At 63.2% G+C, this 23,795-nt stretch carries 25 protein-coding genes and 2 pseudogenes; 9 read left to right on the top strand and 18 right to left on the bottom strand.

What is annotated here, in order from left to right; genetic code table 11:
• The first annotated feature begins 85 nt into the window (after positions 1-85).
• The 6 genes from AC2S9W_RS12120 (at position 86) to AC2S9W_RS12095 (ending at position 7,153) form a co-directional block, all read left to right on the top strand.
• Positions 86-1,366 (top strand): CBASS cGAMP synthase, encoded by a 1,281-nt coding sequence (locus AC2S9W_RS12120; RefSeq protein WP_486570928.1) that lies wholly within the window; start codon positions 86-88, stop codon positions 1,364-1,366.
• 2 nt (positions 1,367-1,368) lie between these two features.
• Positions 1,369-2,931, top strand: a complete 1,563-nt coding sequence (locus AC2S9W_RS12115; RefSeq protein WP_486570927.1) for a ThiF family adenylyltransferase — start codon at positions 1,369-1,371, stop codon at positions 2,929-2,931.
• Positions 2,932-3,244: 313 nt separating this feature from the next.
• Positions 3,245-3,712, top strand: a complete 468-nt coding sequence (locus tag AC2S9W_RS12110) for a hypothetical protein (protein WP_486570926.1) — start codon at positions 3,245-3,247, stop codon at positions 3,710-3,712.
• Positions 3,713-3,735: 23 nt separating this feature from the next.
• Positions 3,736-4,305, top strand: coding sequence for a Cap15 family cyclic dinucleotide receptor domain-containing protein (locus tag AC2S9W_RS12105; protein ID WP_486570925.1), 570 nt, complete (start codon positions 3,736-3,738; stop codon positions 4,303-4,305).
• 327 nt (positions 4,306-4,632) lie between these two features.
• Positions 4,633-5,661 carry a nucleoid-associated protein gene (locus AC2S9W_RS12100; protein WP_486570924.1) on the top strand — a complete coding sequence of 343 codons (1,029 nt, stop codon included), beginning with the start codon at positions 4,633-4,635 and terminating at the stop codon, positions 5,659-5,661.
• Entirely contained in the window at positions 5,636-7,153 is a 1,518-nt protein-coding gene (locus AC2S9W_RS12095; RefSeq protein WP_486570923.1) for a hypothetical protein, read from the top strand. Before AC2S9W_RS12100 ends, AC2S9W_RS12095 begins: the two co-directional genes overlap by 26 nt.
• Before the next feature lie 93 nt (positions 7,154-7,246).
• On the opposite strand, the gene AC2S9W_RS12090 is transcribed toward AC2S9W_RS12095, so the two are convergent.
• The gene (locus tag AC2S9W_RS12090; RefSeq protein ID WP_486570922.1) at positions 7,247-7,891 is read right to left on the bottom strand and encodes a hypothetical protein; all 645 of its coding nucleotides are present in this window, start codon (positions 7,889-7,891) and stop codon (positions 7,247-7,249) included.
• Between the two features lie 90 nt (positions 7,892-7,981).
• Between AC2S9W_RS12090 and AC2S9W_RS12085 the strand changes: the two genes are divergently transcribed.
• Entirely contained in the window at positions 7,982-8,521 is a 540-nt protein-coding gene (locus AC2S9W_RS12085) for a hypothetical protein (RefSeq protein ID WP_486570921.1), read from the top strand.
• Here AC2S9W_RS12085 and AC2S9W_RS12080 read toward each other — a convergent pair.
• The 5 genes from AC2S9W_RS12080 to AC2S9W_RS12060 all read right to left on the bottom strand — a co-directional run bounded on the left by AC2S9W_RS12080 (position 8,455) and on the right by AC2S9W_RS12060 (position 12,788).
• Positions 8,455-9,174, bottom strand: coding sequence for a hypothetical protein (locus AC2S9W_RS12080; protein ID WP_486570920.1), 720 nt, complete (start codon positions 9,172-9,174; stop codon positions 8,455-8,457). The two genes, AC2S9W_RS12085 and AC2S9W_RS12080, sit on opposite strands and share 67 nt — an antisense overlap.
• A 2-nt stretch (positions 9,175-9,176) precedes the next feature.
• Complete coding sequence (gene hxsA, locus AC2S9W_RS12075; RefSeq protein WP_486570919.1) at positions 9,177-9,788, bottom strand: His-Xaa-Ser repeat protein HxsA; 612 nt, start codon at positions 9,786-9,788, stop codon at positions 9,177-9,179.
• A complete protein-coding gene (hxsC, locus tag AC2S9W_RS12070) occupies positions 9,785-10,855 on the bottom strand; it encodes a His-Xaa-Ser system radical SAM maturase HxsC (RefSeq protein ID WP_486570918.1) in 1,071 nt (356 codons plus the stop codon). Before hxsC ends, hxsA begins: the two co-directional genes overlap by 4 nt.
• The gene (gene hxsB / locus AC2S9W_RS12065; RefSeq protein ID WP_486570917.1) at positions 10,846-12,243 is read right to left on the bottom strand and encodes a His-Xaa-Ser system radical SAM maturase HxsB; all 1,398 of its coding nucleotides are present in this window, start codon (positions 12,241-12,243) and stop codon (positions 10,846-10,848) included. The genes hxsC and hxsB overlap by 10 nt, the downstream gene beginning before the upstream one ends.
• Positions 12,244-12,446: 203 nt before the next feature.
• Positions 12,447-12,788 carry an alpha-ketoglutarate-dependent dioxygenase AlkB gene (locus tag AC2S9W_RS12060; protein WP_486570916.1) on the bottom strand — a complete coding sequence of 114 codons (342 nt, stop codon included), beginning with the start codon at positions 12,786-12,788 and terminating at the stop codon, positions 12,447-12,449.
• Between the two features lie 19 nt (positions 12,789-12,807).
• Here AC2S9W_RS12060 and AC2S9W_RS12055 point away from each other — a divergent pair.
• A pseudogene (locus AC2S9W_RS12055) lies at positions 12,808-12,972 on the top strand (acyl-CoA dehydrogenase family protein); the annotation flags it as partial.
• Between the two features lie 154 nt (positions 12,973-13,126).
• Here AC2S9W_RS12055 and rlxS read toward each other — a convergent pair.
• The 9 genes from rlxS to AC2S9W_RS12010 form a co-directional block, all read right to left on the bottom strand.
• Positions 13,127-15,112, bottom strand: coding sequence for a relaxase/mobilization nuclease RlxS (rlxS, locus tag AC2S9W_RS12050; RefSeq protein ID WP_486570915.1), 1,986 nt, complete (start codon positions 15,110-15,112; stop codon positions 13,127-13,129).
• A gap of 342 nt (positions 15,113-15,454) precedes the next feature.
• Positions 15,455-15,889 (bottom strand): hypothetical protein, encoded by a 435-nt coding sequence (locus AC2S9W_RS12045; RefSeq protein ID WP_486570914.1) that lies wholly within the window; start codon positions 15,887-15,889, stop codon positions 15,455-15,457.
• 50 nt (positions 15,890-15,939) lie between these two features.
• Positions 15,940-16,260 (bottom strand): DUF736 domain-containing protein, encoded by a 321-nt coding sequence (locus AC2S9W_RS12040; RefSeq protein ID WP_486570913.1) that lies wholly within the window; start codon positions 16,258-16,260, stop codon positions 15,940-15,942.
• Between the two features lie 362 nt (positions 16,261-16,622).
• Complete coding sequence (locus AC2S9W_RS12035) at positions 16,623-17,687, bottom strand: chromosome partitioning protein ParB (RefSeq protein WP_486570912.1); 1,065 nt, start codon at positions 17,685-17,687, stop codon at positions 16,623-16,625.
• A gap of 215 nt (positions 17,688-17,902) precedes the next feature.
• Complete coding sequence (locus AC2S9W_RS12030) at positions 17,903-18,646, bottom strand: tyrosine-type recombinase/integrase (RefSeq protein WP_486570911.1); 744 nt, start codon at positions 18,644-18,646, stop codon at positions 17,903-17,905.
• A gap of 16 nt (positions 18,647-18,662) precedes the next feature.
• A complete protein-coding gene (locus AC2S9W_RS12025; RefSeq protein WP_486570910.1) occupies positions 18,663-18,902 on the bottom strand; it encodes a hypothetical protein in 240 nt (79 codons plus the stop codon).
• Positions 18,899-19,810 (bottom strand): tyrosine-type recombinase/integrase, encoded by a 912-nt coding sequence (locus AC2S9W_RS12020; protein ID WP_475283338.1) that lies wholly within the window; start codon positions 19,808-19,810, stop codon positions 18,899-18,901. Before AC2S9W_RS12020 ends, AC2S9W_RS12025 begins: the two co-directional genes overlap by 4 nt.
• A complete protein-coding gene (locus AC2S9W_RS12015) occupies positions 19,804-19,974 on the bottom strand; it encodes a tyrosine-type recombinase/integrase (RefSeq protein WP_486570909.1) in 171 nt (56 codons plus the stop codon). Before AC2S9W_RS12015 ends, AC2S9W_RS12020 begins: the two co-directional genes overlap by 7 nt.
• A gap of 107 nt (positions 19,975-20,081) precedes the next feature.
• Positions 20,082-20,558: a tyrosine-type recombinase/integrase gene (locus AC2S9W_RS12010; protein ID WP_486570908.1), complete on the bottom strand. Its 477-nt coding sequence runs from the start codon at positions 20,556-20,558 to the stop codon at positions 20,082-20,084.
• 263 nt (positions 20,559-20,821) lie between these two features.
• On the opposite strand from AC2S9W_RS12010, the gene AC2S9W_RS12005 reads away from it, so the two are divergent.
• Positions 20,822-21,187, top strand: coding sequence for a hypothetical protein (locus AC2S9W_RS12005; protein ID WP_486570907.1), 366 nt, complete (start codon positions 20,822-20,824; stop codon positions 21,185-21,187).
• A gap of 280 nt (positions 21,188-21,467) precedes the next feature.
• Here the strand turns inward: AC2S9W_RS12005 and AC2S9W_RS12000 are convergent.
• From AC2S9W_RS12000 to AC2S9W_RS11990, 3 genes and pseudogenes are all read right to left on the bottom strand, one after another.
• Positions 21,468-22,076: pseudogene (locus AC2S9W_RS12000) on the bottom strand (ParB/RepB/Spo0J family partition protein); the annotation flags it as partial.
• Between the two features lie 88 nt (positions 22,077-22,164).
• A complete protein-coding gene (locus AC2S9W_RS11995; protein ID WP_486570906.1) occupies positions 22,165-22,587 on the bottom strand; it encodes a DUF2958 domain-containing protein in 423 nt (140 codons plus the stop codon).
• Positions 22,584-23,564 (bottom strand): ArdC family protein, encoded by a 981-nt coding sequence (locus AC2S9W_RS11990; protein WP_486570905.1) that lies wholly within the window; start codon positions 23,562-23,564, stop codon positions 22,584-22,586. The genes AC2S9W_RS11995 and AC2S9W_RS11990 overlap by 4 nt, the downstream gene beginning before the upstream one ends.
• Between the last annotated feature and the right edge of the window lie 231 nt (positions 23,565-23,795).

Genomic DNA, 23,795 nt, shown 5'->3' with positions numbered 1-23,795 from the left:
AGATGATCAGGACGATAACAGTGGCGATCAGTTTGATCGCTCCGGACCGGGTGAGTGCGAAAATCAGGGCTCTGTCCCTCTATCCATGTTCGCGCATTGTTCCCAATGCGGCGAAGTCGTGTTAAGCATAATCCCAAAGGATTACGCCATGTCGACAAAGTTGAACTTGCACAGACTGATAGGGACCGACGCCGGATATCTCCATGCAATTCGCGTCGAGAGGGATGACCGCAGCCAACTCTCTGTGGCGCGGGAAAAAATTCGGGACACCCTCCGAGACGCCTTTCGGCACTGGGAGGATTTTGTGACCCGTATCGAACTGCGCGACTCGGCCGTCGCGAGCACCGGGTTCGACTTCCGGCTACCCGCCCCGAAGTTCCGCATCCAAGGTAGCTTCGCCTATCACACGGCCAATGATTGCCAGTACCCCCCCGACCAGCAGATCGATCAAGATGACGGGGTGTTCCTACCTTTGTCCTTTGTTATGGTTAACGGATCGGCGCGGCCGACGATTGCTTCGGCCGCCTATTTTCGGCTCGTAGAGCGGGCGCTCGCGCCTCTTTGCGCCGAAGAGGGGTGGACACTGAACCCGGGCCGGAAACCAAAGAATAGCTGCGTGCGGGTGGGCATCAACGATCGCCTTCACATCGATCTTCCGCTCTACGCCATCCGCGACGACGCATTCGAGCAGTTGATCAGCTTCGCGTCAGCCAATTCGCTTCAGAAGTCGATTGAAATAAGAGATTCTCGAGAACTCGACGATCAAATCTACCGCCAGCTGAAGCACGCCGAGATCATTTTGGCACACCGCCGCGACGGGTGGATTGAATCTGATCCGCGGCGGCTCGAGACTTGGTTCAATAATGCGCAGGGGATATTCGGACCCGTGCGTGAGCTGTCGCGTTGCTTCAAAGGGGCTCGCGACGCGAACTTCGACCACGGTCTGAGCTCCATTTGCATCATGGCCAGCGTCGTCCGCGCGGTCGAGGTAATCGGCCGGATCGACGAGAATCGTCTCGATCTCGCGATGATCAGGGTGGCGCGCGAAATGGCGCGCAAGGTCCATGCGCCTGTCGAGAATCCGGTCTTTCCGGGTGACCGTTCCAAATATCTCTGCCTAGGCTGGGATGATGCCTATCGCGTCAAGGTGCGCGATTTCTTCAGCGCGATTGCCGATCAGCTCGCGGCGGCTACCGACGGCACTTATCACAAAGCGATCGCCCTAGATCATGCAAAGCGCGCGCTTGGTCCGCGTGTTCCGACGGATGAGGCACTGATTTCCATGTCTGTTGCCGCTGATGTGGTGCGCAGCGTCGCGCCTGCGCGTCAGCCCGAGCCGATGGTGCCTCGGACCAAATCGGGATAGTCGTGCAGGTCTTTCAGCCGATCCTTGAGGCGGCCCGCGACGATGGCTTTCTAATGAGGCTCGAGGGGGCCGGCGTACGCCTCGAAGGTAGCGTGATCGTGCGCGGAAAGTCGGTGCCGCTCATTCTGCGCTTCGAAGACTTGACCCTCGCCGAGGGACCGCGAGCCTTCCTCACCGATATATCGATGCTGGGCCGCAAGGTCGTCCCGCATGTCGATGATGCCCTCGAACTGTGCGTGGTTGACCGCAGTGTCTTCGTCTTTGATCGCGAAAAAGCTCCCGAACTTGTGCGCGGGCTTATCGCGCGCGCAAAGGAAGTGCTGGAGCGCGGCATGACCAAGGCCGGCACCGACGAAATAGCTGAGGAGTTCCCGTCGTACTGGTCGTCGACCTACATCCCTGATCCTGCGTCGGAAGGAGACGCGGATCGCGCAGCGGCTATGACAGAAGCGGCCAATTTCGCCGAAGTAACGACGGCTAGCCGCCTGTCATTCGAAGCCCACCAAGCGAAGCCGGAAACTTGGGGCGAATTCGTAGATTGGGCAGCGTTCTGGGATCCGGGCCTCGACGAGCGACTTACGAATGCCTTGGCTGGGCTATCGGCCAAAAACCCGACGGTGGTTATCCGGGCGCCTAATGGGGCCATTGCTGTGGCCGTGACGGTCCCGGCCGCAAGCGCGAAATCCCAAGGAGCGTTCGACAAGGGCGCGGGCCGTCGTCGGCTCCTTCGCACTCCGGCAGCCCGCGCCTTCAAGATCGAGAGATTACGAGTCCGTGCGATGGATCTCGTCGCGATCCTCGGGGCAAACGGCGTCGATGGTATTCCGCCGCTGTCGAGCAAGAAGATCGTAGTAGTGGGATGCGGCGCGATCGGTGGCTATCTGGCGCGGATGCTGGTTCAGATGGGAGCTGGAATCGGCGGCGGTCGGCTCAACCTGATTGATGCTGATCGCCTCGACGCTACGAACATCCGGCGCCACCAGCTAGGTCGAGAGGCTTACGCGCGGCATAAGGTGGTGGCGTGCGCCGAGATGTTGGGGCGTGACTTTCCTGGTGTCGTCGTCAAGCCCTTCGTGGGCGAGGCGCACCAGAATCCGTCGCTGCTTGTTGATGCGGACCTCGTCATCGATGCAACCGGCGAACAGGCGTTCAGCGAATGGTTGAATGCCTGGTGGATCGGGCGCGCGCGCGCCGCCGAGGTGCGGCCGGACCTGCTGTTCTGCTGGGTCGCCGGCCCCGGAGCAGCGGTACAATCCTTCATGATGGCCAAATCGACCGGCGACGACTTTGCCTGCTATCGCTGCCTGCAGCCCGACCTGCGCGATCGCGGGCGCTTCGATCCTTTGAAGGAGGCGCCAGCGGACCCCGTTCAGCCATGCGGTGAGGCCGCTTTCACGCCCTATGGCCCGGCCGCCCCGACGATCGCAGCGGGCCTCGCCGTAAACCATGTTGGCGACTGGGCGTTTGGGCGCCCCCATCCCTTGATGCGCACCGTGAGGATCGATTGGGAGGCCACGGTGAAGCGTGATGGGAGGCGTCACGGCGTGACACCTGCTCGTGACTAGCGCGCCAAAAGGAAACCGGCGGCTTCCTGAGACCGAGATCACCGACCTCACGCATCGTGTTGCTTCATCGGTCGCCTCGTGCGGCTCGAAAGCCTCGCGCTGGTCGACACCCTCTGCCACCGATCGCAAGGCTTGGAAGACCTTGGCGCAGGCTGTCGGGCGCCCGGTCATTGGCGAAGAGGTCTTTCTCGCCGTGCGGAGAGGAATTCGCTTTGGCGTACGCCTCGAAATGGTCGAGGAGGGCCAAGACTATTTCCTGTTTGCGGAGGGGCGCTAAACTGATGACACGGTGGCTGCTACGATAGGGGGAACGATGGCGGAACAGCTTGAAGCACGGAGCGCTCGCGTCCGCGATCTCTCGAATATACTGCGTTCTGCCGCCAAGGTCGCAGGCTTCCAATTTTCCGGGCTCGGCGTGCTGGTCAGCGATGCGCCGGACAATCTGCCGCTCTTTCCCCTGCGCCCCGATCTTGCGGCCGTCGCCAAGGCAGGCGTAGCCGAAGTCCTGGGTGAAATTTCCGTGGTCGGCGGCCCGCTCCACGACGGGTTTCATATTCTGTCGGCGGACTTCCGCGTGACCCGTCTTTCACAATATTTTTCACCGCCGATCGTGCCGAACCTCGAATTTGATCGCGTGAAGCCAATCGGCGGCAGATATCTCGCGGCCCTCTTCGGATCGAAGCTGCCGGTCGTTCTGATGAGCGCAATTGCCACGCCAGCGCATGGCATCGTGATCTTCGCCGATGGCAAGGTCGTTCATCGGACAGATCTGGCGTGCTGACCGTTCTACCTGTCACGAGGATCGTGACCTATATCGCGATCGCTTACGGGGTCTGCCTCGCATTTATCGGTTCCATCTTCTGGTGGTACACTGGCGGACGCCATGACGCGCTCACGATAGCCAGTTGGGCAATTAGCGGGGGCACCGCATTAAATCTCGTCATCATCTACTTTTTCAGCATCGGTTGGCGCACAATTTGGAAGAAAGCGCCTTGGCTGAGCGAGAATATTTTCCCCGACTTATCCGGCGAATGGGAGTTCGAACTAACCTATCATGGGCAATTTGGCGACGGCACTGCTTCCGGCCGTGCGACAATCAAACAGTCGTTGCTGAAAATCAGTATCGAAGTGCAAACCGGGAAGTCGCTGTCGCACACGATGTCGGTTACCGCCCAGATGGATGCCGAGGCGCAGGCTCCGCTGTTGCAATATATCTATCGCGTTAATCCAGGGAATTCGGGCATGCCTTATCGTGGAGCCGCCGTTCTGAACTACCTTAAGAACGACGATATGCTGAAAGGAAAATATTGGACTGAACGGCCGACTTACGGGGAGTACGTGCTGAGGCGGGTGCAAAGTCGGTGGATTTACTAAGGGAGAGCGAGGGAGTGTCGAAAACATCCGACGAAGACGTGCCCGCGTTCCTTTCCTATTCGAGCCATGCTCTGCCTTTGACCTCGGGATGACAGGCGTGGACCCTGCGCGGATGCAAGTTTAGTGCTTGCTTGCACCAAAATGGATTAAACTCTGCAAGTGTTTGATACCGTTCGAAGTTCAAGCCTCGCTAACGGCTTTTGCGGACCAGGTGAGGGAAATAGGTGGTTCGCGACGTTGATTGGTGGCCCCGCCAACGATAGACGAGCGCGGGGAAAATCGACATGGCGCGCGGCCGCAGCCGCGCCGCACGCGGGGGAGGGCCGAATGGCGTTTTTTGACGAGGAGCAATGTGCGAAACTGACAATCAGCCGGATGGTCTTCCATCTGGTTGGGCCCGATAAGACCAAAGATCTCATTCTCCTCCAGGAACTCGCCCCGGGGCAGTTCGCGAAATTCTTCCTCGATCGCATCCTGTCGGTGAATGCCGGGATACCCTATATTTTCTCCGATGCCTCCTCGACGCGGACGAGGCTTGCCCGCATCGCTGCCGATCCGAAGAGCTTCCAGCTGGAAAGCGAAAAGCTCGCCGACGATTTCCAGCAGCATCATGGCGGAAGCGCGGCCGCCGGCGCCTTTCTCGTGTTCGAGATCGATGCGGCGGGCGATCAATGTTTTGCCTTGCTCAAATATGACGATGAAACCGTGCTCAGCTACGCGTTCGAGGAAGATGAAGAGGGCCGGAAGAAGGTCAATCTCGAAGCGCTTGAGCGCACCTTTGTGCAGAACCGGGAAGCACTGCAGAAGTCGGCGCTGATCCGGCTGACAGATGGTGGCGGCGAACTCGTCGTGCTCGATCGGCGAAACCAGCAAAAGGTCGCGCGCTATTTCGAAACGTTCCTCGGGGCGAAGCGCGTGCATGAGGATGCGGACGTCACCTCGACACTGGTGAAGGTCACGCGCGACCTTTTCCTGGAAAACAAGCAGCTCGTTCCAGAGCAAGTGTTCCGCGAAATGACGAAACGCACGTACGACGCGGCCGCCGCCGGGGGTTCGATCGGCGTCGACGAGCAGAAGTCCTTCCTCGACACAGTGCTGGGACAGAAGCTGCCCGACGATCACCCGCTGGTCGCCAAATATCATAATGCGCTCCGGCGCGCCCGGATCGACGGCACACCCGTGACGCTCGATGCCTCGAACGTCAAACGTCCGGCCAGCCGGCGCTACATCACTCGCAACAAGATCTTTATTCGTGTGCCGACCGAAATGATCGGCGCGGTCAAGGTCGAAGGCAATCAGATCATCATCAACGACCGGCTCGAGACGACCTATGACGACCCCGAGCCAACTGGTTGATCTCATCCTTCGATCCGCGCCGCAGGGCGAGATCGACGAACGGGACGATGCGGCGAGTTTCGCGACGGCCCTCGGCGACGCTGCCTTGCGTGCCGAATGGCTTTCGCTGGCGGGCTCGCCGCCGCCCTTCGTAACCGGCATCACGGTCAAGATCGGCGACAGCGACGGCGATCTCGATGCGGACCGCCCCGTTGCCGCCGGTGACACATTCCAGGTGCGGATTGCGAAAAAGGTCGAGCATGACGTCCTCCTGCTTTTCTTCGCGGACGGCTATCCCGACAATGTCGAAGCGCATGGCGACGTCGCCCATGTGCGCGTTGCCGCCATGCCCACCGACGGCACCTTCGCAACCTACCGGACGCGTTTCGAGGCGTGGACCGCGGATCCGCCCGCCGAATTCGCCCCGTCCGAAAAGCTCCCCGATCCGCGCATCTATGCCAGCGATTTCACCCAGCAAAATGCCGTGCCGCAGGATATTCGCCCCTGGCTGCTTCGTGCGGCTCCGCAGGAAGAAAGCGATATCTTCGCCGCCTGGCGCCTGATTGCCGCGCGCAAGCTTCTCGCCAGTCTCGCCGATCGGGTCTGCATCGAAGACGAAAAGCTCCTCTACGCGTTCAATGGTCCGCCCGCTTGCAAGGTCGAACTCGACGACGACAATGCGCCGAAGCTGTTCGACCGCGTCGCCGAAGGCGCCGTCTGGGTCTATGCGGAAGGCCTGCGAGACGCCGACACGCGCCACCTGCTGCTTGCAAATGAATGGGCGCGAACCGGCCGCAAGGCGGCAATCGAAGACCTGGGTCATGGCAGTCTGGAATCGGCAAAGGGCGCCTATAGCGCCTATGTGAAGGCGGGAAGCAAGGAGACGCTCAAGGCGCTGGCCGAACTGCGCAAGTCGATCGTCGACGAGACCCAGAAGATCAGCCAGCGCGCGCAAGATCTTATCGGCGCGATGTGGAAGGATGTCGCCGTCGCCGCGACGCCGTTTGCGCTTAAGATATTTCCCGATGCGGGCAAGGCAGAAAACAGCTTCATCGCCAGCGGCCTCGCGATCGGCGCCGCGGCCTTCCTGATTTTCTCCTACGTCATGCAATGGCGCATCAATGCGCGCTGGTTCGATCAACAGAAGGCAGCGCGCGATATCTGGAAGTCGCAGTTAAACCTTGTTCTCGCGCCGAAGGAAGTGAACGATCTGAGCGACCCGCCGGTCAACGCCTCGATAAAAAGCTACGACAATGTAAGATATTGGGTCGGCGGCTTTTACTTCATCCTCGTCGTCCTACTTCTCCTGTTCGCCTGTGCGAGCAGGCCGGCTCCGCCTGCGGCGTCGTCCGCGGCGGTCGGGGCAGGACTTGCCGGAAAGACGGCGGGCGAAAAAGGGGGTGAAGGGCTCGTTGCCGCGCCCGCGCCGGGAAAGGCTGGCGCGCTGGAACCCAGCGTCGCCGCTGGCCAGCCGGCTGGCGCCACGCCGGAGGACCAGACGGCGGCGCGATAAAAGGGAGATGCGCCGCAGGCTGGTGGTGATCCTGCCTGGCCTTGGCTCGCCGACGAGGAGATCGCTGCGCATGGCAGCGCCTTTGTCGTGATTTCAGGATTTGGCGTCGGGATCATAATAGAGCGCGTCGAGCATCGCCGCGCGATAATCCCACAGGACGCCATCGCGTCCGTCGGGGCGCGGCACATTATACCAGGGCGCGGTGCGTATGGGCTCGATCACCCGCTCCCAATAATTGTCGAGCCCGAGCGTCGAATAGGAAAAGCCGAGCGCATCGGCGATGGCGCGTCGGTTCATGTCATTGACGCAGACGAATGCATCGGGGCGTTTCATGGCGAGGAGGCGCGTCGCCGTCGGTACGCCCCCGATGCGGCTCGCGCCTTCGAACGCTTCGAGGAAGGTCGCGACAAATCGGCCGAAATCTTCGTGCGTGACCTCGCCGGCGCGCGGGACGAGATCGAAGGCTGCAGCGAGCTTTACATTCTGCTGGCGAATCCGTTTGGCGAACTCGCCGCTTCCGCCCATCGAGCCGAACAGGCCCCAATCGAGGTCGGGAAGCTCTGCGTCCAAGCGTTCGCGTTTGCCGATAACGCCCGCGATCGCCTTCCATTCGGCAGAATTCAAATTGGTCAGCGACCTCGCGCCTTCGAGGCGCGCGCGCATGTCGTTGAGAAGCCTGATCCGTTTGGCATAATATTCCTCGGCGCGGGCCGCCTTGCTGAACGTGCGCCACTCCATCGTCGCGAGCTCGGAATTGACACGCGCCCACTCCTTCTTGTCGGTCGGCAGCGCGGGATCCTTTGGGCCGCGGTTGGCGCATGCGATTTTATGCTGTCGGCGATAGGCTTTCGCGATCTCATTGGTAATGCCGAAGGCTCCGCGTTGATAAGTCTTCAACTCGCTACGCAATTTTTTGAAGACATCGGCTTTGGCGTCGCCCGCGAGGTGGATTCCCGCCTCGACATTGCGGCCGAGGCCGCCTCCGGTGAAGTTCGCGCTTCCGACAATCGCTTCGGCCCGATCGCCAGTTTCGAAATAATAGATTTTGGGGTGAAAGAGGCCGGTCCTCGCCTTTTTTCCATAGACATTTTTCATCTTCACGATCCGGTCGACCAGGTCCGGCGATGTCGCGAAGCCATTGAGCCCGATCATGACCGACCGGAACTTTCGCCGATGTTTCAGGAGATGATCGGCGAGCGCTCCGTCATAGCCCCATGCGACAGCGATATGAATGATATCGTGCGCGGCGATGAGCCGTTTGAGCGTCCGCGCGGTCCCCTTGGCGTCGAGCAGGGCGATCTTCATGCGGATGCCGAACTCGTGCCCCGCATAGCTTTCGCCTCGGGATGGTCGCTAATGCTGTCGTAGGCCTTGGGGATTTGTGTCACGGCGCCGTAGGTTTCGGCGGTGTCGCCGAGATTGCCGAATATCGGAAGGACCAGCACATAGGCTCTTACGCTGCTCTTCAGCCTTTCGGGCCGCTCATTCCGTCGCAGCTGGCGCGCTTCTTCATCAAGACGGTCCTCGCTGTCATAAATTTCGCTGAGGCGCTGGTTGATCGCGAAGACATAGCTCCTGACCTTCGTAAAATCCTGGAGAACATCGGCGGGAAGGCTGGATGCCGCAAGCTCGCGCATGGCTTCGATTGTCTCGCGCGCCCTGTCGCCGCGCAGCGCATATAATTTTGCCGAGCTTGCCGGTGTCAGTGCGGAGTCCAGCCGCTCGCCGACGATCTGGAGAGCGTCGAACGCCAGCCGATAGGCGACCTGAACGAGCCGGGACCGCTCGGCTTCGGCCTCGGCGCGCTGCGTGTCGAGCTGGAAGAGGGCGAATGTGCCGCCGACGATGATGGCGACGACCCCGCCGATCGCCTGGACGCGGTCGGCTGCATTGCCTCCCAGCCAGCAGGCGAAAGCTTCGGCGAGCAAGACGGTGATGGCGAAGATGATGATCGAGGCGACGATCGCGAGGAAAAGCCATTTGGCGCCCAGCGCCCGCGCCGTCGAAGCGGGACGAGGCATGCTCATCGAAAGGTGAGCGCGGTCAGAAGTTCGGGGGTGATCGTCCCGGTAACCTGGAGCGAGAATGCGCCCTGGAAGGTCTCAATCGCCTTGCGGGTCGAAGGGCCGACGATGCCGTCGATCTCGCCGCTATAATAGCCGAGCGCTTGCAGGGCGCGCTGCACCTCCTTCACTTTCGTCGTGTAGGGTGCCTCGACCGGCGCGCTGTCGTAAAGCGAATAGGGGGTGGTGGGCGTGGCTGTCGCGGAGGAGGACTGGGGCTCGCTGCGCTGCAATATCTTGTCGCTCGGGGTCGGATAAACGACCTGGGGTTGCGGGCGCGGCGCCGGCGTGGGCGTCGGGACCGGCGTGTAGATCGTCGAGGGGCGATAGCTGCCGCCGCTCGTGCTCGACCTGTGGCTGGAGTGGCTCGAATGGCTGCGATGGCTACTGTGCGAGCGGTGTCGCGCGAGCTGGATCGCTTGCGGATTGCGGAAGAGCTGTCGCGCCGCGTCGGTGACGACCGGCTGCTCGGGCTCGGCGAATATCATGTTCGTCTCGCTCGCGGGGGCTTCGGTCGGTGCGGAGAAGCCGGCGAGGAGCAAGCTCGGAATCAGAAATTGCCGGGTCGTCATAGGGGCATCACTTCCATATGCGTGTCGGGGTGCCAGGCGAAGAAGCCCGAGCAGTCGGGCTTTTGCGAGCATGGGTCGCAGGCGTCGGGATATTTGCGCTTCCAGTCGGAAATCGAAGCGGCGGCAAGGCTGCGGTATGCGGGCGGCACAGAGCAGCGCGGCATGTTGAACAGCGCGACCGGCACCCCGAACAGCGTCGCGATGTCGATCGCCTCGCCGAGCGGCGCGAAATTCCGGGCATGATCGACATAGAGGCTGGCGAAGCGGTTGCGCGCGAAACCGATATTTTCGAGCTGCATGATCGACCATTGGCCGACGAACGCGAGATGATCTCCCACCAGCCGCGCGAGCGCGGGCAGATGGTCGAGATTGTCCTGAAGCAGCACGGTGCGCAGCTCGATGTTCATGCCTCCCGAGAGGCAGTGCACGAGACTGTCAAGGAGCCGCTCATAGGCGCCCGGCTTGGCGACGATTGCGTCATGGGTCGCGGGATCGTGGCTATAGAGCGGAATGCCCCAAAGCGTGTTGCGGCTCGTCGCAGCGATGCGCGGCACATCGCTCGCCTCGAAATGCTGCCCGTTCGACAGGATGTGGAAGAAAAGATCGGGGCGGTCGGTCGCGGCTTCTTCGAGCAGCGCAAACAGCGCCTCCTTGTGGAGCGTCGGCTCGCCGCCCGAGAGGCCGATGACGATATTCGCGGGGGCGAGCCGGATCGCTTGCGCATATTCCACGAAACGGTCGTCGTGACTCTTCTTCGGCGGCTGGCTGCACATGAGGCAAAGCTGGTCGCACTGCTCGGTGACTAGAAATGTATTGTGGGGCGAGCCTGCGCGGATGAGCCGCTCGGCGGTCTTGCGCCGCGGGTCGACGCAGACGATGTCGCCGATAAGCGCGTGCGGCGTCGCGATCGAAAAGAGGCCATTCTCGCCCGCGAACAAGGCTTCGCCATCGGTGGTGCCCAGAAGGCGGGCGTCATGCGGGCCGATGTCAGGCGCGTCGACGAGCCGCGCAACGAAGCGGCCGCCGGCATCGCTCATCGCGGGCACGACGAGCGGTATCATACGCATTCCGCCATATCGGGCAGGCGCTCGCCCGCGAGGCCGGTCCATTTGGCGAGCGAATAGCGCGTCCCCGGATCGGGGTCGTAGAGGAGCCGCATGCAGAGGTCGAACATATGCTGGTGTTTTTGGCAGAAGAAGGTCTCGTGCCGCGGCTTGGCGATCGTCCCGTAGCGCGAGAGGTCGTCGACCAGGTCGCGGCCGCACCAAGGCTGATAGGCGCAGCTGTCGCAGGCGGGGTCGCCGATGTTGGTCGAATGCCGGTCGAGCATCGCGCGCGCGCGGGTGTCCCAGCCGCTTGCGACCGTACCGATGCCCAGGTCGACGACGCCCGACCGGGTCAGCATGCGCGCCTCGTCGGTCGGATAGACGCGCCCATCGAAGTCGACGAGCACATAGTCTTTGCCGACCGGATTGGGATTGCGCAGATCGACATGGCGGTCGTGCCCGACCTGGAAGATGCGCTGGAGGCAGAGCGTCAGATAGCTCTCTTCGAAGACGGTGGAGCGATCTTGATGATTGCGCGCGATCAAGCGGCGGACGAAGCGATCGTACCAGCGCCACCAGGCTGAATGATCCTGGTTCGCCGCAGCATGGCGCTTGCGCGCGAAACCCTGATAATTGATCGGGCGCAGGAAGATGCTCGTCTGGCCGAGGCTCGCATAGGCGTCGATCAGTTCGTCAGGCTCGGGCAGGTTCGTCTGGTCGATCGTCGGCAGCGCCGAAAGCTTGCCGGGGCCGAAGCGCTCGACGATCGTTCGCGCGTTTGCGAAGAAATCGTCGGTCGCATCGCCGCTTTGGGTCCGCTGCGCGCGGTGCGTCGCGGCGCTGCCGTCGAGCGAGGTCGATACGAGGACCTCGGGATTTTCGAGGAGCCGCAAGACATCTTCATCGAGGCGGCTGAGGTTGGTGCAGATCACGAACTGCCGTTCGTCGAAACGCTGGCATGCGTCGATGACGGCCTCGATGAGGTCGAGGCGAAGCGTCGGCTCGCCGCCCTGGAACTCAATCTTGATCGCCTTGGTGTCGAGCGAGTGAAGGAGCGCGACGACATGGCCCAGCGTTGCCTCGGTCCAGTCGAAGCGTGTCTGGTCGATCGGCGCGCGCGACACCTGGCAATAGCTGCAGCTCAAATTGCAGCGAAGCGTCGGCACGAGGATCAGATAGTCGAGCGCCCTGGTTTCTGTAAGCCGCGCCGCCGCACGGGCACGCTCGCTGAGCGCGAAAAGCGGATGAATATCAGTGCCGGCGCGAGCGGCGGCCGTCACGGCGGTCGGCGCAGCTGGCTGCGAGCGTTCGAGGATAAATTTGCCCGACGCGCTAATATGGCATGTGCCGAGCCCGTCGATCACGCGGGGCCGCGCCTGCGGAGCGCACATGAAATCTTCTGCTGACACTCTTAATCCCCCACGCAACTTTCGCACGGGAAAGATTTTCGGGCAAGCGGGGGAACGGTTTCGCGGTCTTCCTTCCGTACGCGAAGGCCGGCTTTTTCGGGTGATAATAGCCAAAATGGATCAAATTTTGCCGCGGGGGCGGCAATAGGTGGTGCCGACTTTGCGCGCATTGGTTGATCTGCTTGCCCATCGCAAGCGCTGGCTCAGCGCAGGCTGCGGAAGGTGATCGACCAGCGGCGGTTCTCGATCGGCGCGATACTATGCTCCCAGTCGTCGCGTACTTCGCCTGCGAGATGATAGATCGACCGCGGCGCGAGATCGGCGCTCGCGCGCTCGGAGCCCTTTTCGGTGCGTCGGCGGAAGCGCATCACCGCCGGCGCGCCGAACGACACGCCAATGACATGCTCGAACACCGGGCGATCTTTGTGCCAGCCGATCCCCGCGCCGGGGCCATAATCGATGAGCAGTACCTGTTCGAGTGCTGCGGCATCGACGCCCGCGAAAGCGGCAGCGCGGGCGCGGAGTGGTCCGAGCCATAAGGGCATCGGCTCGCCCGGTGCGAAACACCCGGTCATCGGCTATTCGCGCCACAAGCCCTTCGAGCATATTTACCGCCACCATCGCCGCTATCGCATCACGGAGGGCGCCGAGGAAATCCAGATGCGCAAGGTCGGCGCCTATCTGTTTGGCTGTCTGGGGCCGCGGCGTGAAAAGATCGGAATGCACTAAAAGCCGGGCGTTGGCCGAGGCTGCCGAGAACTGTTGATGTCTGCAATCGGCCTCGAGCTGCTAATCTAGCCCTACCGGTTTGGAACGTCCGCTTCTCCATGTTCGCCGCCTGAAAGCTGCCAGTCCGTGATCGGCCAAAATTGCCCATTTTCAGTCATGAAATCGTCGGCCCGCCGCGTTGTCGTCCAAAGGTCCAGCTTATGCCGCCGTCGTGCATGATACCTGAGACATTCTTGCCGATATGCCGCTCCATCACCGGGCGCCAGGGAACCAGAGTGAAATCGCGCGACCGCTCGACCAGCGCATGCCGCCCGCTGGTCATATCGACGGCGCGGACCAACCGGCCCTGTATCGGCTCCTGCGGCTTCGCTTCGGCGAAGGGCTTGCCGATTTCCTCGGATAGCGGGCGCGCGACGCGCATCAGCTCGCGGCGCTGCAAGGCCGCGAGCATGTTCGTGCGATAGAGGGTTCGCCCACCTTGTTCCTCGGCAAGCTGCTCGGCGACCAGCCATTGCCGTCGCATCGCCTGCGCGGCGCGAACCTCGCGCCCGAAACCGGCATCGCGGAGCGGCACCGGATTGTCGGCGACCAATTCCCGGTCGAGCCACGTCGCGGCCTCGGCCCCCGGCAGCTTGTCGAGCGGCAGCGCCGACAGGGTTTCGACGGTGGCGGGGCGGTCGCGAAGTTGGCGCGCCTCGAACACCTCCACCTTGTCGAGATGGTCGGGCGTGATGATCCAGCTTCCATCGGGTTCGCGCTCGACGTTATGGGTTACGCGCCGCATGGCTTCGAGCCTGCGGACATGGCTTTCGGCAAAGCGCTCGCTGGCGGTCGGGTCGTGTCGCAAATGCGCGTCGATCGTGTAGCGCCCGCCGTTGGCGGCTGCGACCTCGGTAACGGTCCGATCGACGTGCCGAACGCCGCCGCTACGCGGCTCGATCTGCACGATAGCATCTTTCGGAATCGGGCCGACGGCCTCGCCCCTGCCGATCTCGACATAATGGGTGCGCCCGTCGATCGCTTCGACGATGACATAATGGCGATCGGCATATTCGTCCGACAGCCCGCGTTCGACGACACGGCCGACAAGCGAGCGCGCATCCGGCGCAGCCGGGTCATAAATGGCCTGATCGACTATCGCGGGCGCGTTTCCGCGCGCCGCATAGGCGCGCTGCATGGTGCGGATAATGTCGCCGCGCTCGCCCATGCGGCGCAGCGTATCGGCAAGATCGGGCGCGAGCCGCCAATGCGCTCCGCCGAGCGGTGAAGCCAACCCGAGATGCTCGAGCCTCCTGAGCCGTCCCATGCGAATGGACTGATCGAAGGCGCCGCGCGCATCGCTACAGACAAGAACGCCCTCGTCGGCCTCGCGCAGCATCGCGCGGTCGATGCTGGTCAGCCGTTCCTGGCCCACCTCGGCGCGAAGGCGCTGCTCGATGGCATCGTCGGTACGTGGGCCAAGATCGATATCGACCAGCTCTGCGGCGCGCTCGCGCAGACCATGGCTGATATAGTCGCGCGCGATGATGAGATCCTTGCCGCGATCATCCTTGCCGCGCACGATGATATGGGTGTGCGGGTGGCCGGTGTTATAGTGATCGACCGCCACCCAATCGAGCTTCGTTCCCAGATCCTCCTCGACCCGCTGCATCAGCCTGCGGGTCAGCGGTTTGAGGTCGTCATATTCAAAGCCGTCCTCGGCGCTGACGATGATGCGAAATTGGTGACGATCATCCTTCGCCGGGTCGAGCCAGGCGTGGCGGTCAACCTTGTCGGCCTCCGCACCATAAAGTTGCCCACGTCCCCCCTCGCGCGTGGTGCCATCGCGCTCGACATAGCGCAGATGCGCCTTGGCGCCCTCGAAACCCTTGCCGCCCAGCCGGACGGTACGAACCTTGACGATGACGCGCCGCCGACGAAAGGCCGCGTATCGGTCGCGCGCTGAGAGAACACGGCCGACCCCGGCGCCGCGTCCGATGCGGCTGCCGGTGAAGGCCGATGGGCGGTTACGTCCAGGTGCCCCGCCACGCGCACGATTGGCGGCGGCGATGACACGCGAGAGGAACTTGCGCGGCCGGGGCTTGCGGCCCTTGTCGCCGGGGCGGCCGAGTTGCGGTTCAAAATCATCGGTGGTGGACATGAGCGCGGCCTATGATGGAAGCGAAAACGCGATCATGCGCGCGCTCGCAGCCCATGAAAATCGGTGCCGCCGAATGCGGCGGAAAACCGCTGATTTTCGGCGCGGCGGCACTGTTATCGACAGGGCGGCACTGCCCCTAAACGCCCAAAAATGATGTGCAGACAAATAGTTACGGCAACCAGGGGGTGCCGTAGCTTTCCATCTTGCCTTCCGTGCCTTTCCTCTCGACCGGCCCCTTCGCGTCATTCCTGACCCATCCTCATACCTCCCCGCGCACAAAAAAAGGGAGCAACGTCCTGCGGACGCCGCTCCCCAAACCTTCCTCTCCGATTGCGCACCGGCCTATTGCCAGCCCGTCTTGTCGGCTTCCCGCTGCGCTCGATTGTGCCGCTTCCAGCGTCTCTCGGCAGCGCGCAATTCGGCTTCGATCTGACGCCGTTCGGCCGCGTCGTCGCACCAGGAAAGCTCGGCGCGCAGTTCCTCGATTTGCTGTTCAATCGACATCTTCTTGCCTCCATCTTGCGAAAGATGAGGCTTCGCCCGGCGGCGGGCGGGCCGGGTCCAGGACCGCGAAGCGGCCGCGCCAGCGGGCGACGGGGGTGCCGATTTTGTCGTCAGCGAAGCGCCGCGCAGCGGCTTGAAGACGGCGGCAAAATTGGGGGCACCGGCGATCCTTGACGCGGCCCGTTCGCCGCCGGATGCTGGTCCTTGCTGAGCGGATTTCTTCCTCTCGTCTGCCGCGCTACACCTACTTCGCACGCCCCATTGCTCTACCATTCAAGCATGAAAAACCCCGCGCCGATCGACAGCGCGGGGTGAAGTTCGGCTCAGTCGCCGGGGTTCCAGATGATCGCATAGGCGTCCTCGTCATCCTGCCCGGCGGCGCGTCCGAGATTGGCGTAGAGGGTGCGCGGACCGAGTTCGGGCGCCGACATGGCGAGGCGGATATATTCGCGCTGCGACACCTCGCCGGTGCGGATCCAGCCGCCACCCAGCTCGACGCCGTTCGACACCACGCGGTAGTCGGGCTGCTCGCCGCTCTTGCCGCGATTGGGGACGATGGCGACCTCGGCATTGACCGAAAGCGTCCTGATCGCGCCCTTGAACGACCCGTCGGGCTGGCGCTGCACATAACCGATTGCTGACATTGTTCATCTCCTTCGATCTCGCCCAGCCCCGTGCCGGGCGATGGGCAGACCGGAGGGACGGTTTCAGCGGCTCACGCGAACCGGAGGCCGAAGCGCCAGCGGAGGACCGGAAGCACGCTGCTGATTTGGATGCGAAGCGGCCGCGAGGAGCGCCGCGTCAGCGGCGCGGGGAAATCAGCAGCGCGCGATGGTTTTGCGGGAGGCGCGGCCGTCCCAGGTCGATGCCCCGTCCCGGCACCGGCGCCGGGCGATGATAGCGGAATGATTGTCAGCAAAGGCGTTTTCGGCCTCTGCCGTGGGGGCGAAACGACGCCATCAGACAAGAGAAAATGGGCGGCGACATCGCCGCCGCCCGCAAGGGTTCAGGCCGCTTCGCGCTGGGGCTGTTGCGGCTCGCCGGTGCCTGCGCCATCACGCACGGGCACATGATCGGCGCGCGCGGCCGCGACCAGCGCGGCGGCTTTCACCGTGCCGACACCGCCGCGTTCGCTATAAGCGGCGGGCGGAAAGGCCATCCATTTCGGGACCCAGTTTTCGCACCTTTCGCGTCCGTTCGTGCCGTTCAGATGATCGCGGATAATGCGTTTCAGAACCTTGCCCGGTTCCTTGGTATTGGCCTTCGCGACGATTTCGCCCGCGACCTCGGCGACAAGGCGGGTGAGTATGTCCCTGTCGCGAAGGCATTCGAAAAAGGCGTCGTCGGCTTGCCAGACGGCAGCCATGTCGACGCCGATTTCCTGCCCGACGGCCTCGACGGCGGCGCTGCCGCTTTCGAGCGTTTCGCCGATCACGATGGTCATGACGTCCATCACCGCGCGGTCGGGCAGTTCGAGGAGGCGCAGGAAAAGGCCGACCAGCCCATGCGGATCGCCATTGCCGCCGGTGACGGTCGGCTCCTCGGCATCGAAGCCGATCAGCGCCAAGACCGCGCGGCGGCGCTCGTCGAATAGCGCCTCCGCAGCGCAGGTTTCGACGCTCTCGCGCACCGCGTCGTTGCGACAGCTTTGCGGCTCGGCGCGAACGCGCCACAGATAGGAGCCGACAATCGCATGGGCGACCATGAGCCTCAAGGCGACCTTGGGGTGACCGGTCAGCGCCGCGCGCACGGCGGCGTGACGATGAAGGTCGATATAGGTCTGGCACGTGCTGCTGACCTCGGCGCGGGTTGGCTTGATTTCCTTATCGATCGCCTCGCCGCGTTCGAGCCGCCGCGCCTCTTTCATCGTCACATAGCCTTCATGGAAGGCGACTTCGCCATTGCTGCGCGCCTCGATATAGATGCGCCCGCCCTTGCGCTTCGGGGCTTGTGCGAAGTCGTAGCGGTGAAAATAGTCACCGCGCGGGACGATCACGACATCGCTCCAGCCATCGGCGAGATAGGCCTGCTTGCGGTCAAGGATCGCCTGTTCCTGCGCGCGCCAGAACATGTCGGCGTCAGCGAAATAACGCTCGTCGCCGAACAGGTCGGCGATGATCGCGAGGCCGCTCGCCCCGACATCGAACAGCGCATGATCGACGTTGATCGAGGCGCCGCCGAATAGCCATTATGCCGACCGCGTAATTATGCCGATGATGTCGTGCCAATCGGCTTTGTGCGCGGAATCTGGCTCGCGTTGATCGGTATAATCGCGGCTTCCCGGGATCAGGTGCTGCCGGCCATAGCAAGCATGGCGAGGAGCTCGTCGGATGGTGGTCTGAACCGGCCTGGCGTAACGCCTGGCGGTGCGTGGGCGGCGAGGATCGCGAGCTTCTCGACCGGATCGGCGCGCAAATAGACTTCGGTGCTGCGAAGCGAAGCGTGTCCCAGCCATAGCGATACCTTCCGAATATCGCCGGTCGCCGTCAGAGTGTGGGCGGCGCAGCTGTGACGCAGGACATGCGGCGTGACCCGCTTCGAGAGCAGGGACGGGCATGACAATGCCGCTTGGCGGACGTGCTTTGCGACCATCAGCGCCAAGCCGTCGCGGCTCAACGGCTCGCCTGCTCGGCTTAGGAATAGTGTCGGTTCGCTCGTCGCACCGCGGGCGCCCAGCCAGCCTCGCAATGCTTGCTGGGTCTCGCGCCATAGCGGCAGGACGCGCTCCCGGCGCCCCTTTCCGTGAATCCGGACCGTCGCCAGCGAGGCGGGCGGAAATGCGGTCATCTGCAGGCCGAGCAGTTCGGATGCGCGCAGTCCGCAAGCATAGGCGATGTGAAGCATCGCCCGATCGCGCAATCCACAATAGCTACGGCCATCGGGCGCTGCGAGAAGCGCCCGAACCTCTTCGATCGTCAGGGCATCGACGAGCCGCGTCGCGGTCCGCTTGCGGGGCAGCGCGTGGATGCGCAGTGCCTGATCGAGGCAGGCTGGAACCTTGTATTCGATATAGCGGAAGAAGGATCGCACCGCGGCGAGACGGGCGTTACGGGTGGAAACGCTGTTGCGTCGCTCCTCCTCGACATGATCCGGAAGGCCGGATGAGATCGGGGCCGAGATCTTCGACCTGAAGGTCGATCGGTCGGCATCGTCGGCGGTCGGCCGCGAACCGGACCAGTAATGTGAAACTGTGGGCGTAGCCTGCGACCGTATGAGTGCTGGCGCTGCGATGCCGGGGCAGATGATCGACCAGATAATCGGTGAGATGAGGAGCGAGCGCGGTCATCGTGCGCCTCCCAGGAAGCGGACTTCGTTGGCCGCGGCGATAGTGCGCATCAGCACCGGGGTGGCTTCGAGATACCAATAGGTGTGCAAGATGCTGCTATGGCCCAGATAGTCGCGAAGGGCCGTCATGTGACGGCGCACCGCATCGTAATCGTGGGCGCAGGCCTCAAGCGATCGGACGGCGAAACTGTGCCGAAGATCATGCAGCCGCGGGCCGGGCGTGCCGACCGGGCCACGGATGCCAAGCTCCCGGGCCAGGCCAATGAACACTTTGCGGACGGTCGACCTGTCCGGTGCCCGTCCTGTGCTGATGATGAATAGATCATCGCTGATCGAAAACACTCGGTTGCGCCGGTTGAGATATGCCTCGATGGCGTCCCGTGTTGTCGAGTGGATGGGCAGCAGCCGACTGCCGCCGCCCTTGCTTCGGCGAACAAGCAGTCCCTCGCCGGTGAGGTCGGAGCGCTGCAAAGCGAGCGCCTCTGACACCCGCATGCCCGTTACGGCCAGCAGGCCGAACAGGCAGTGATAGGTGTAGCCGTTGATCGTCCTGTCCGGCGGGGTCAATGCAGCCGATATAATCGCCGCAATCTGCTCGCGTTGGAGCAGATGCGGCGCCGGCCTCGGGCGTCGGCGGCACCCGAACGCGCCGATCGGTGGTGCGGCGTGGCCTGGATCTTCTGCTCGTAGAAACAGCGAAAAGCGGCGCAGCACGTTGTACTTGGCCCGAGCGCGCTCGGGCGAGCACGCCTGACTGCACCACTCGTGAATCCGCTCGATGGTGACGTGACTGTCGCCGTGTTCCCCAGCGTAGCGCGCGAACAATGTGAGGGTGTGCTCGCCCTCTTCGAACCCGACCCCAAGCTTGTGGCGATAGTCGACATAGCGTTCGACGTGGTGGATCAGCATGACGCACCTCCAATCCAGGGCTGCGCCACCTCGCCCAACATGGCGAAATCGACCTTCGCGTAGATCGCGGTCGTATCCGGCTTGGAATGCCGCAGGACGGTGCCAATCGCCTCCAGCGTGGAGCCTTCACGCAGCATCGATGTGGCGAGCGAGTGACGAAACACATGCGAACCGGTCGGGATGCCGGTAAGGCCGGCACGTTCGACCGCCTTGCCGATTATCCAGCAGATGATGCTGGGGCCTGCGAACGGCTGATATGGCGCCTTCAGGTTCAGAAAAAGATGGTTGCTCGCGACTGTTGGTCGAGCCTGTTCGATATAGGCGAGGGTCGCTTCCCCGGCATCCTGGGGAGCGGAAGCCGCACAGCGCGCGCAGACTTGCCGGAAACGCGGACCGTTCCCTGATCCCAGTCAATATCGTTGAGCTGCATTGCCACGAGATCGCCAGCGCGCAGTCCGAGACGCGCCAGCAATAACAGCAGGGCGCGGTTACGAAGGCCGGTTGGCGTTGATATATCGCAAGCTGCGACAATCTGCTCGATGGATGCTCGATCGATGAAACGGGGAACCTGGGTGGCCGCGCGCTTGGGCCCGATGCTAAGGGCCGCAAGGCGATCAGGCGGACACTCCCTCGTGCAATCAGAAAGCGGACAAAGGACCGCAAGGTGCTCACCGTACGATCGATGGCCCCCTTCGAGCGGCTCGGATCCTGGTCGAGCAGGATCGATCGGAGCGCTTCGGCCGAGCATGTTACGCCTTCACCGCAGATGCTGTCGTACCACCGCTTCACCTCCCGCAGGTTCCGTTTAATCCCAGCGGTTGGAAGCCCGCGGGCGGTTGCGAGCCAATGACTATAGGCCGTCAGGCGTTCATCCAGCTCGGGCTCGCTTGCGGTGGATGCAATGGCGCCGTGGCCGACGAGATACGCGAGGAACTTGGAGGCATGTCGGCGGCGTACGGCGATAGCGGTATCGCCAGGGCGACCGCGCATCGCGCGTGGACATGAGCACTCGTGACCGGCAAAATGCTCGATGACGCTGCGGTCGATCTGGCCCCAATAGGCGTTGCGGCCGACCCAGTAAGCAAAGTGCCGCGCGTCAAACATCATGCGCCGAACAACCTTGGCGACGTAGCCTTGGCCATTGAGGTGGGCGGCATATGGCGCAAAATACGATGCGACATCACGCGGGCAACGAGCCGGTATTACGCCCCGCTGCTCGAGCAAATGCACGAACATCCGTATCATGGTCATATAGTATGGATCGCGATTAGGCTGAGTCCGGTATCGACGACAGCGACACCGATGCTTGCCGAACCGTTCCAGCACCGCATTGTCGACGTCCGCCAAGGCGATCTTGCGGAGCTTCAGCCAGAATAGCAGATGCCGGGCGGCAAAGCCGTGGCGGCGGTTCGAACTGCCGGCGTAAGGTGCCTCGAACTCTGCGACAAGCGCATCGAGCGACATCGACGTAGCCGACTCGAGCGGCTCGTAATCGAATAGTGAGATCGTGCTGTGCATATATCCTCCCTCGGTTGTGGGAGGACAGGATTATCCCGAGCGTGCCGCCGACAGATGTACGGAAAACGGCGCTTCGCTATGGTGTGCTCGGCATAATTACGCGGTCGGCATAATGGCTGTTATGCCGAGCTCGGCATAACAGCCATTCCTTCAATTGATGGCCGGTCGGGCAATAGCTGTTCGGGTCGTCATGGAGCGCAAGCCATGATTTCTGCTGCGCCTTGCTCGCGAGGGTCAGATGGCGGACGGTCGCGGCATTGATTTCCTCCTTGCGGTAGAGGGTGCGGATGCGCGGCAGGAGATTGCCGAGCGCGAGGATGCGTTTCACGCCCGCTTCGGGAATGCCGAAAGTTGCCGAAATATCGGCGACATCGCGGCCCTCGCGGACCAGCCGCGCGAACGTCTCCCAGCGCGTCACCTCGTCGGGCGCGAGCCGCGCGATATTCTCGATCAGCGAGGCTTCAATGGCGGCGACATCATCGCCTTCGCCGAGAATGGCGCAGGGCAGCGGCTCGCCGGGGAGGTCGCCGCGTTCTTCGGCGACCTGCCGCGCGGCGGTGAAACGCCGCGCGCCCGCGACGATTTCATAAGAACCGGGCGAGCAGTTAGGCCGCACGATCAGCGGCACGAGAATGCCGCGCGCGCGGATCGTCGGCAGGATGTCCGAGACGTCGGGCGGCTTCTTCGCATAGCGCATATTGGCCTTACTGATCGCCAGCTTGTCGGGGGCGATAAAGTCGAGTTTCATGATGGTCACCTTTCGATGGAAGGTGCCGGTCCGCCGCGAAATGGGAGGATGGCGGACCGGCGAGATATGCGGCGAAACGCGCCGCGCGTTATCCGCCGGATGGCGGAGTCCCGTCGTCATTCGCCGCACCGGAGGCGCGGCGAAGCCATGTTTCGGCGATGATGATCGACCCGGCGCGGCGCGACCATGCGGCCCATGTCGAAAGACTATGGGTGCTCGCAAAACCGACATCGCGCTCGATACCGAGGCCGAAGGGCAAGCGGACGCCCGCCAGTTCGGACAGGCTGAAGCTCCCAAGTTCGGGAAAGCCGAACCCCAAATCGGCGAGGCCGAACAGGGTGTCGCCATCGGCATGAAGTTCGGTCGCGAGCCATGTCGCCGCGCCGACCGGATTGAAGAATTTGACCAGCGGAACCGGGTCGGGTTCCGCGGTGCGAAATTGGAGGGCGTCATGATGCGCGGCGGCGTTGGCGCGCAGCGCGGCGTGAAGATCGGGGGTCAGGAGCATCATGCCGCGACCTCCCGCCGTTCGTCGATCCCGTCCGTTTCCACATGACGTGCGAGCAGCCAGTCGGCAGCCTTGCTCGCCGCGCTCGCGGCGCGGAAGATCGCGCGATTGTCTTCGCGCAGAACCTGAAGCCATGACGCCAGATAATCAGAGTGACGAACGGTCGGCTCGATGCCGAGCGCGGCGCAAAGAAAGGCGCTGCCGAGTTCGGCGACCAGTTCCTCGCGGGCATAATCCTTGGTGCCGAAGGAGTTGAGGATTTTGCGCGCGAGCCGGGACTCGTGCCCGGTGGCGTGGGTCAGTTCGTGGAGTGCGGTGCGGTAATAATCGACCGGCTCGAAGAAGGCGGGCTGCGGCGGAAGCTGCACATAGTCGCGCGCGGGCACATAGCAAGCTTCATCGCCGCCATTGCGGACGGAGACGCCCGATGCCGCGATGACGGCTTCGGCAAGCGGCAGAATGTCGCAATCGCGGCGCGGTTCCAGAGGCGCGACCGGGTCGCCGACGAGGTCGGGCGGCAATCCCTCACATTGCGCGACGTTGAAGACGGTGAAGCGTTTGAGGAAGGGAATGGCGCGCGCATCCTCGCCGGTTTCGCGCGCGCGATCCTTCTCGGCTTCGGGAGTGAAGCGGTCGGCGTAGACGATGCTGGTTCCGCGCTCGCCCTTGCGGACATGCCCGCCCGCAGTCAGCGCTTGGCGGAAGGTGAGCCAGCCTTGCGTCGGCCAGCCCTGATCGATCACCGCGCTCCACAGAATGAGGATATTAACGCCCGAGTAGCTGCGGCTGGTGAGCGCATTATGCGGAAGGCCAAGCGCCGCCGCGCCGCTGCTGCGCCACGGCTGGACCCAAGGAAAGCGGCCGTCTTCGAGCTCGGCGATGATGCGGCCGGTGACTTCGTCATAGAGGCTGACGCGATCTTCGGCAGGCTTGGTCCTGCCGCCCTCGCGGCGCGCACGGCGGTTGCTGGTCTGGCGCATGGCTATCCTCCCATCTCCGCCCCCAACCCTGCGCGGGCCTCCCCCGGAGTGGGGGTGAGCGGCGGAATGCGACCTGCCGGGCGCGGCCAGGAGGCGCGTTCGCACCTGCAAAGGCCGCAACGCATGTGAAGGAGCCGAGCCCGTAGGGCCGGCTTGCGGACGCGCCGGGCCGCGCCCAAGAGGGAGCGCCGCTCACCGCCACGACGGCGGGACGGCCGAAGACAAGCGCCG

The sequence above is a fragment of the Sphingopyxis sp. 550B genome, assembly GCF_057401805.1.
The sequence above is the reverse complement of the archived record's forward strand: the minus strand, read 5'-3'. Positions and strand labels throughout refer to the sequence as shown.

Coding starts and splice junctions, on each gene's coding strand:
- AC2S9W_RS12035 (WP_486570912.1), bottom strand. CDS start 17,687: ATGTTCTGGCGCGCGCAGGAACAGGCGATCCTTGACCGCAAGCAGGCC.
- AC2S9W_RS12020 (WP_475283338.1), bottom strand. CDS start 19,810: ATGCTGATCCACCACGTCGAACGCTATGTCGACTATCGCCACAAGCTT.
- AC2S9W_RS12100 (WP_486570924.1), top strand. CDS start 4,633: ATGGCGTTTTTTGACGAGGAGCAATGTGCGAAACTGACAATCAGCCGG.
- AC2S9W_RS12120 (WP_486570928.1), top strand. CDS start 86: ATGTTCGCGCATTGTTCCCAATGCGGCGAAGTCGTGTTAAGCATAATC.
- AC2S9W_RS12025 (WP_486570910.1), bottom strand. CDS start 18,902: ATGACCGCGCTCGCTCCTCATCTCACCGATTATCTGGTCGATCATCTG.
- AC2S9W_RS11990 (WP_486570905.1), bottom strand. CDS start 23,564: ATGCGCCAGACCAGCAACCGCCGTGCGCGCCGCGAGGGCGGCAGGACC.
- AC2S9W_RS12095 (WP_486570923.1), top strand. CDS start 5,636: ATGACGACCCCGAGCCAACTGGTTGATCTCATCCTTCGATCCGCGCCG.
- AC2S9W_RS12085 (WP_486570921.1), top strand. CDS start 7,982: ATGCTGTCGGCGATAGGCTTTCGCGATCTCATTGGTAATGCCGAAGGC.
- AC2S9W_RS11995 (WP_486570906.1), bottom strand. CDS start 22,587: ATGATGCTCCTGACCCCCGATCTTCACGCCGCGCTGCGCGCCAACGCC.
- AC2S9W_RS12080 (WP_486570920.1), bottom strand. CDS start 9,174: ATGCCTCGTCCCGCTTCGACGGCGCGGGCGCTGGGCGCCAAATGGCTT.
- AC2S9W_RS12045 (WP_486570914.1), bottom strand. CDS start 15,889: ATGGTAGAGCAATGGGGCGTGCGAAGTAGGTGTAGCGCGGCAGACGAG.
- AC2S9W_RS12060 (WP_486570916.1), bottom strand. CDS start 12,788: ATGCCCTTATGGCTCGGACCACTCCGCGCCCGCGCTGCCGCTTTCGCG.
- AC2S9W_RS12090 (WP_486570922.1), bottom strand. CDS start 7,891: ATGGAGTGGCGCACGTTCAGCAAGGCGGCCCGCGCCGAGGAATATTAT.
- AC2S9W_RS12010 (WP_486570908.1), bottom strand. CDS start 20,558: ATGCTCGGCCGAAGCGCTCCGATCGATCCTGCTCGACCAGGATCCGAG.
- hxsA (WP_486570919.1), bottom strand. CDS start 9,788: ATGACGACCCGGCAATTTCTGATTCCGAGCTTGCTCCTCGCCGGCTTC.
- AC2S9W_RS12040 (WP_486570913.1), bottom strand. CDS start 16,260: ATGTCAGCAATCGGTTATGTGCAGCGCCAGCCCGACGGGTCGTTCAAG.
- rlxS (WP_486570915.1), bottom strand. CDS start 15,112: ATGTCCACCACCGATGATTTTGAACCGCAACTCGGCCGCCCCGGCGAC.
- hxsC (WP_486570918.1), bottom strand. CDS start 10,855: ATGCGTATGATACCGCTCGTCGTGCCCGCGATGAGCGATGCCGGCGGC.
- AC2S9W_RS12110 (WP_486570926.1), top strand. CDS start 3,245: ATGGCGGAACAGCTTGAAGCACGGAGCGCTCGCGTCCGCGATCTCTCG.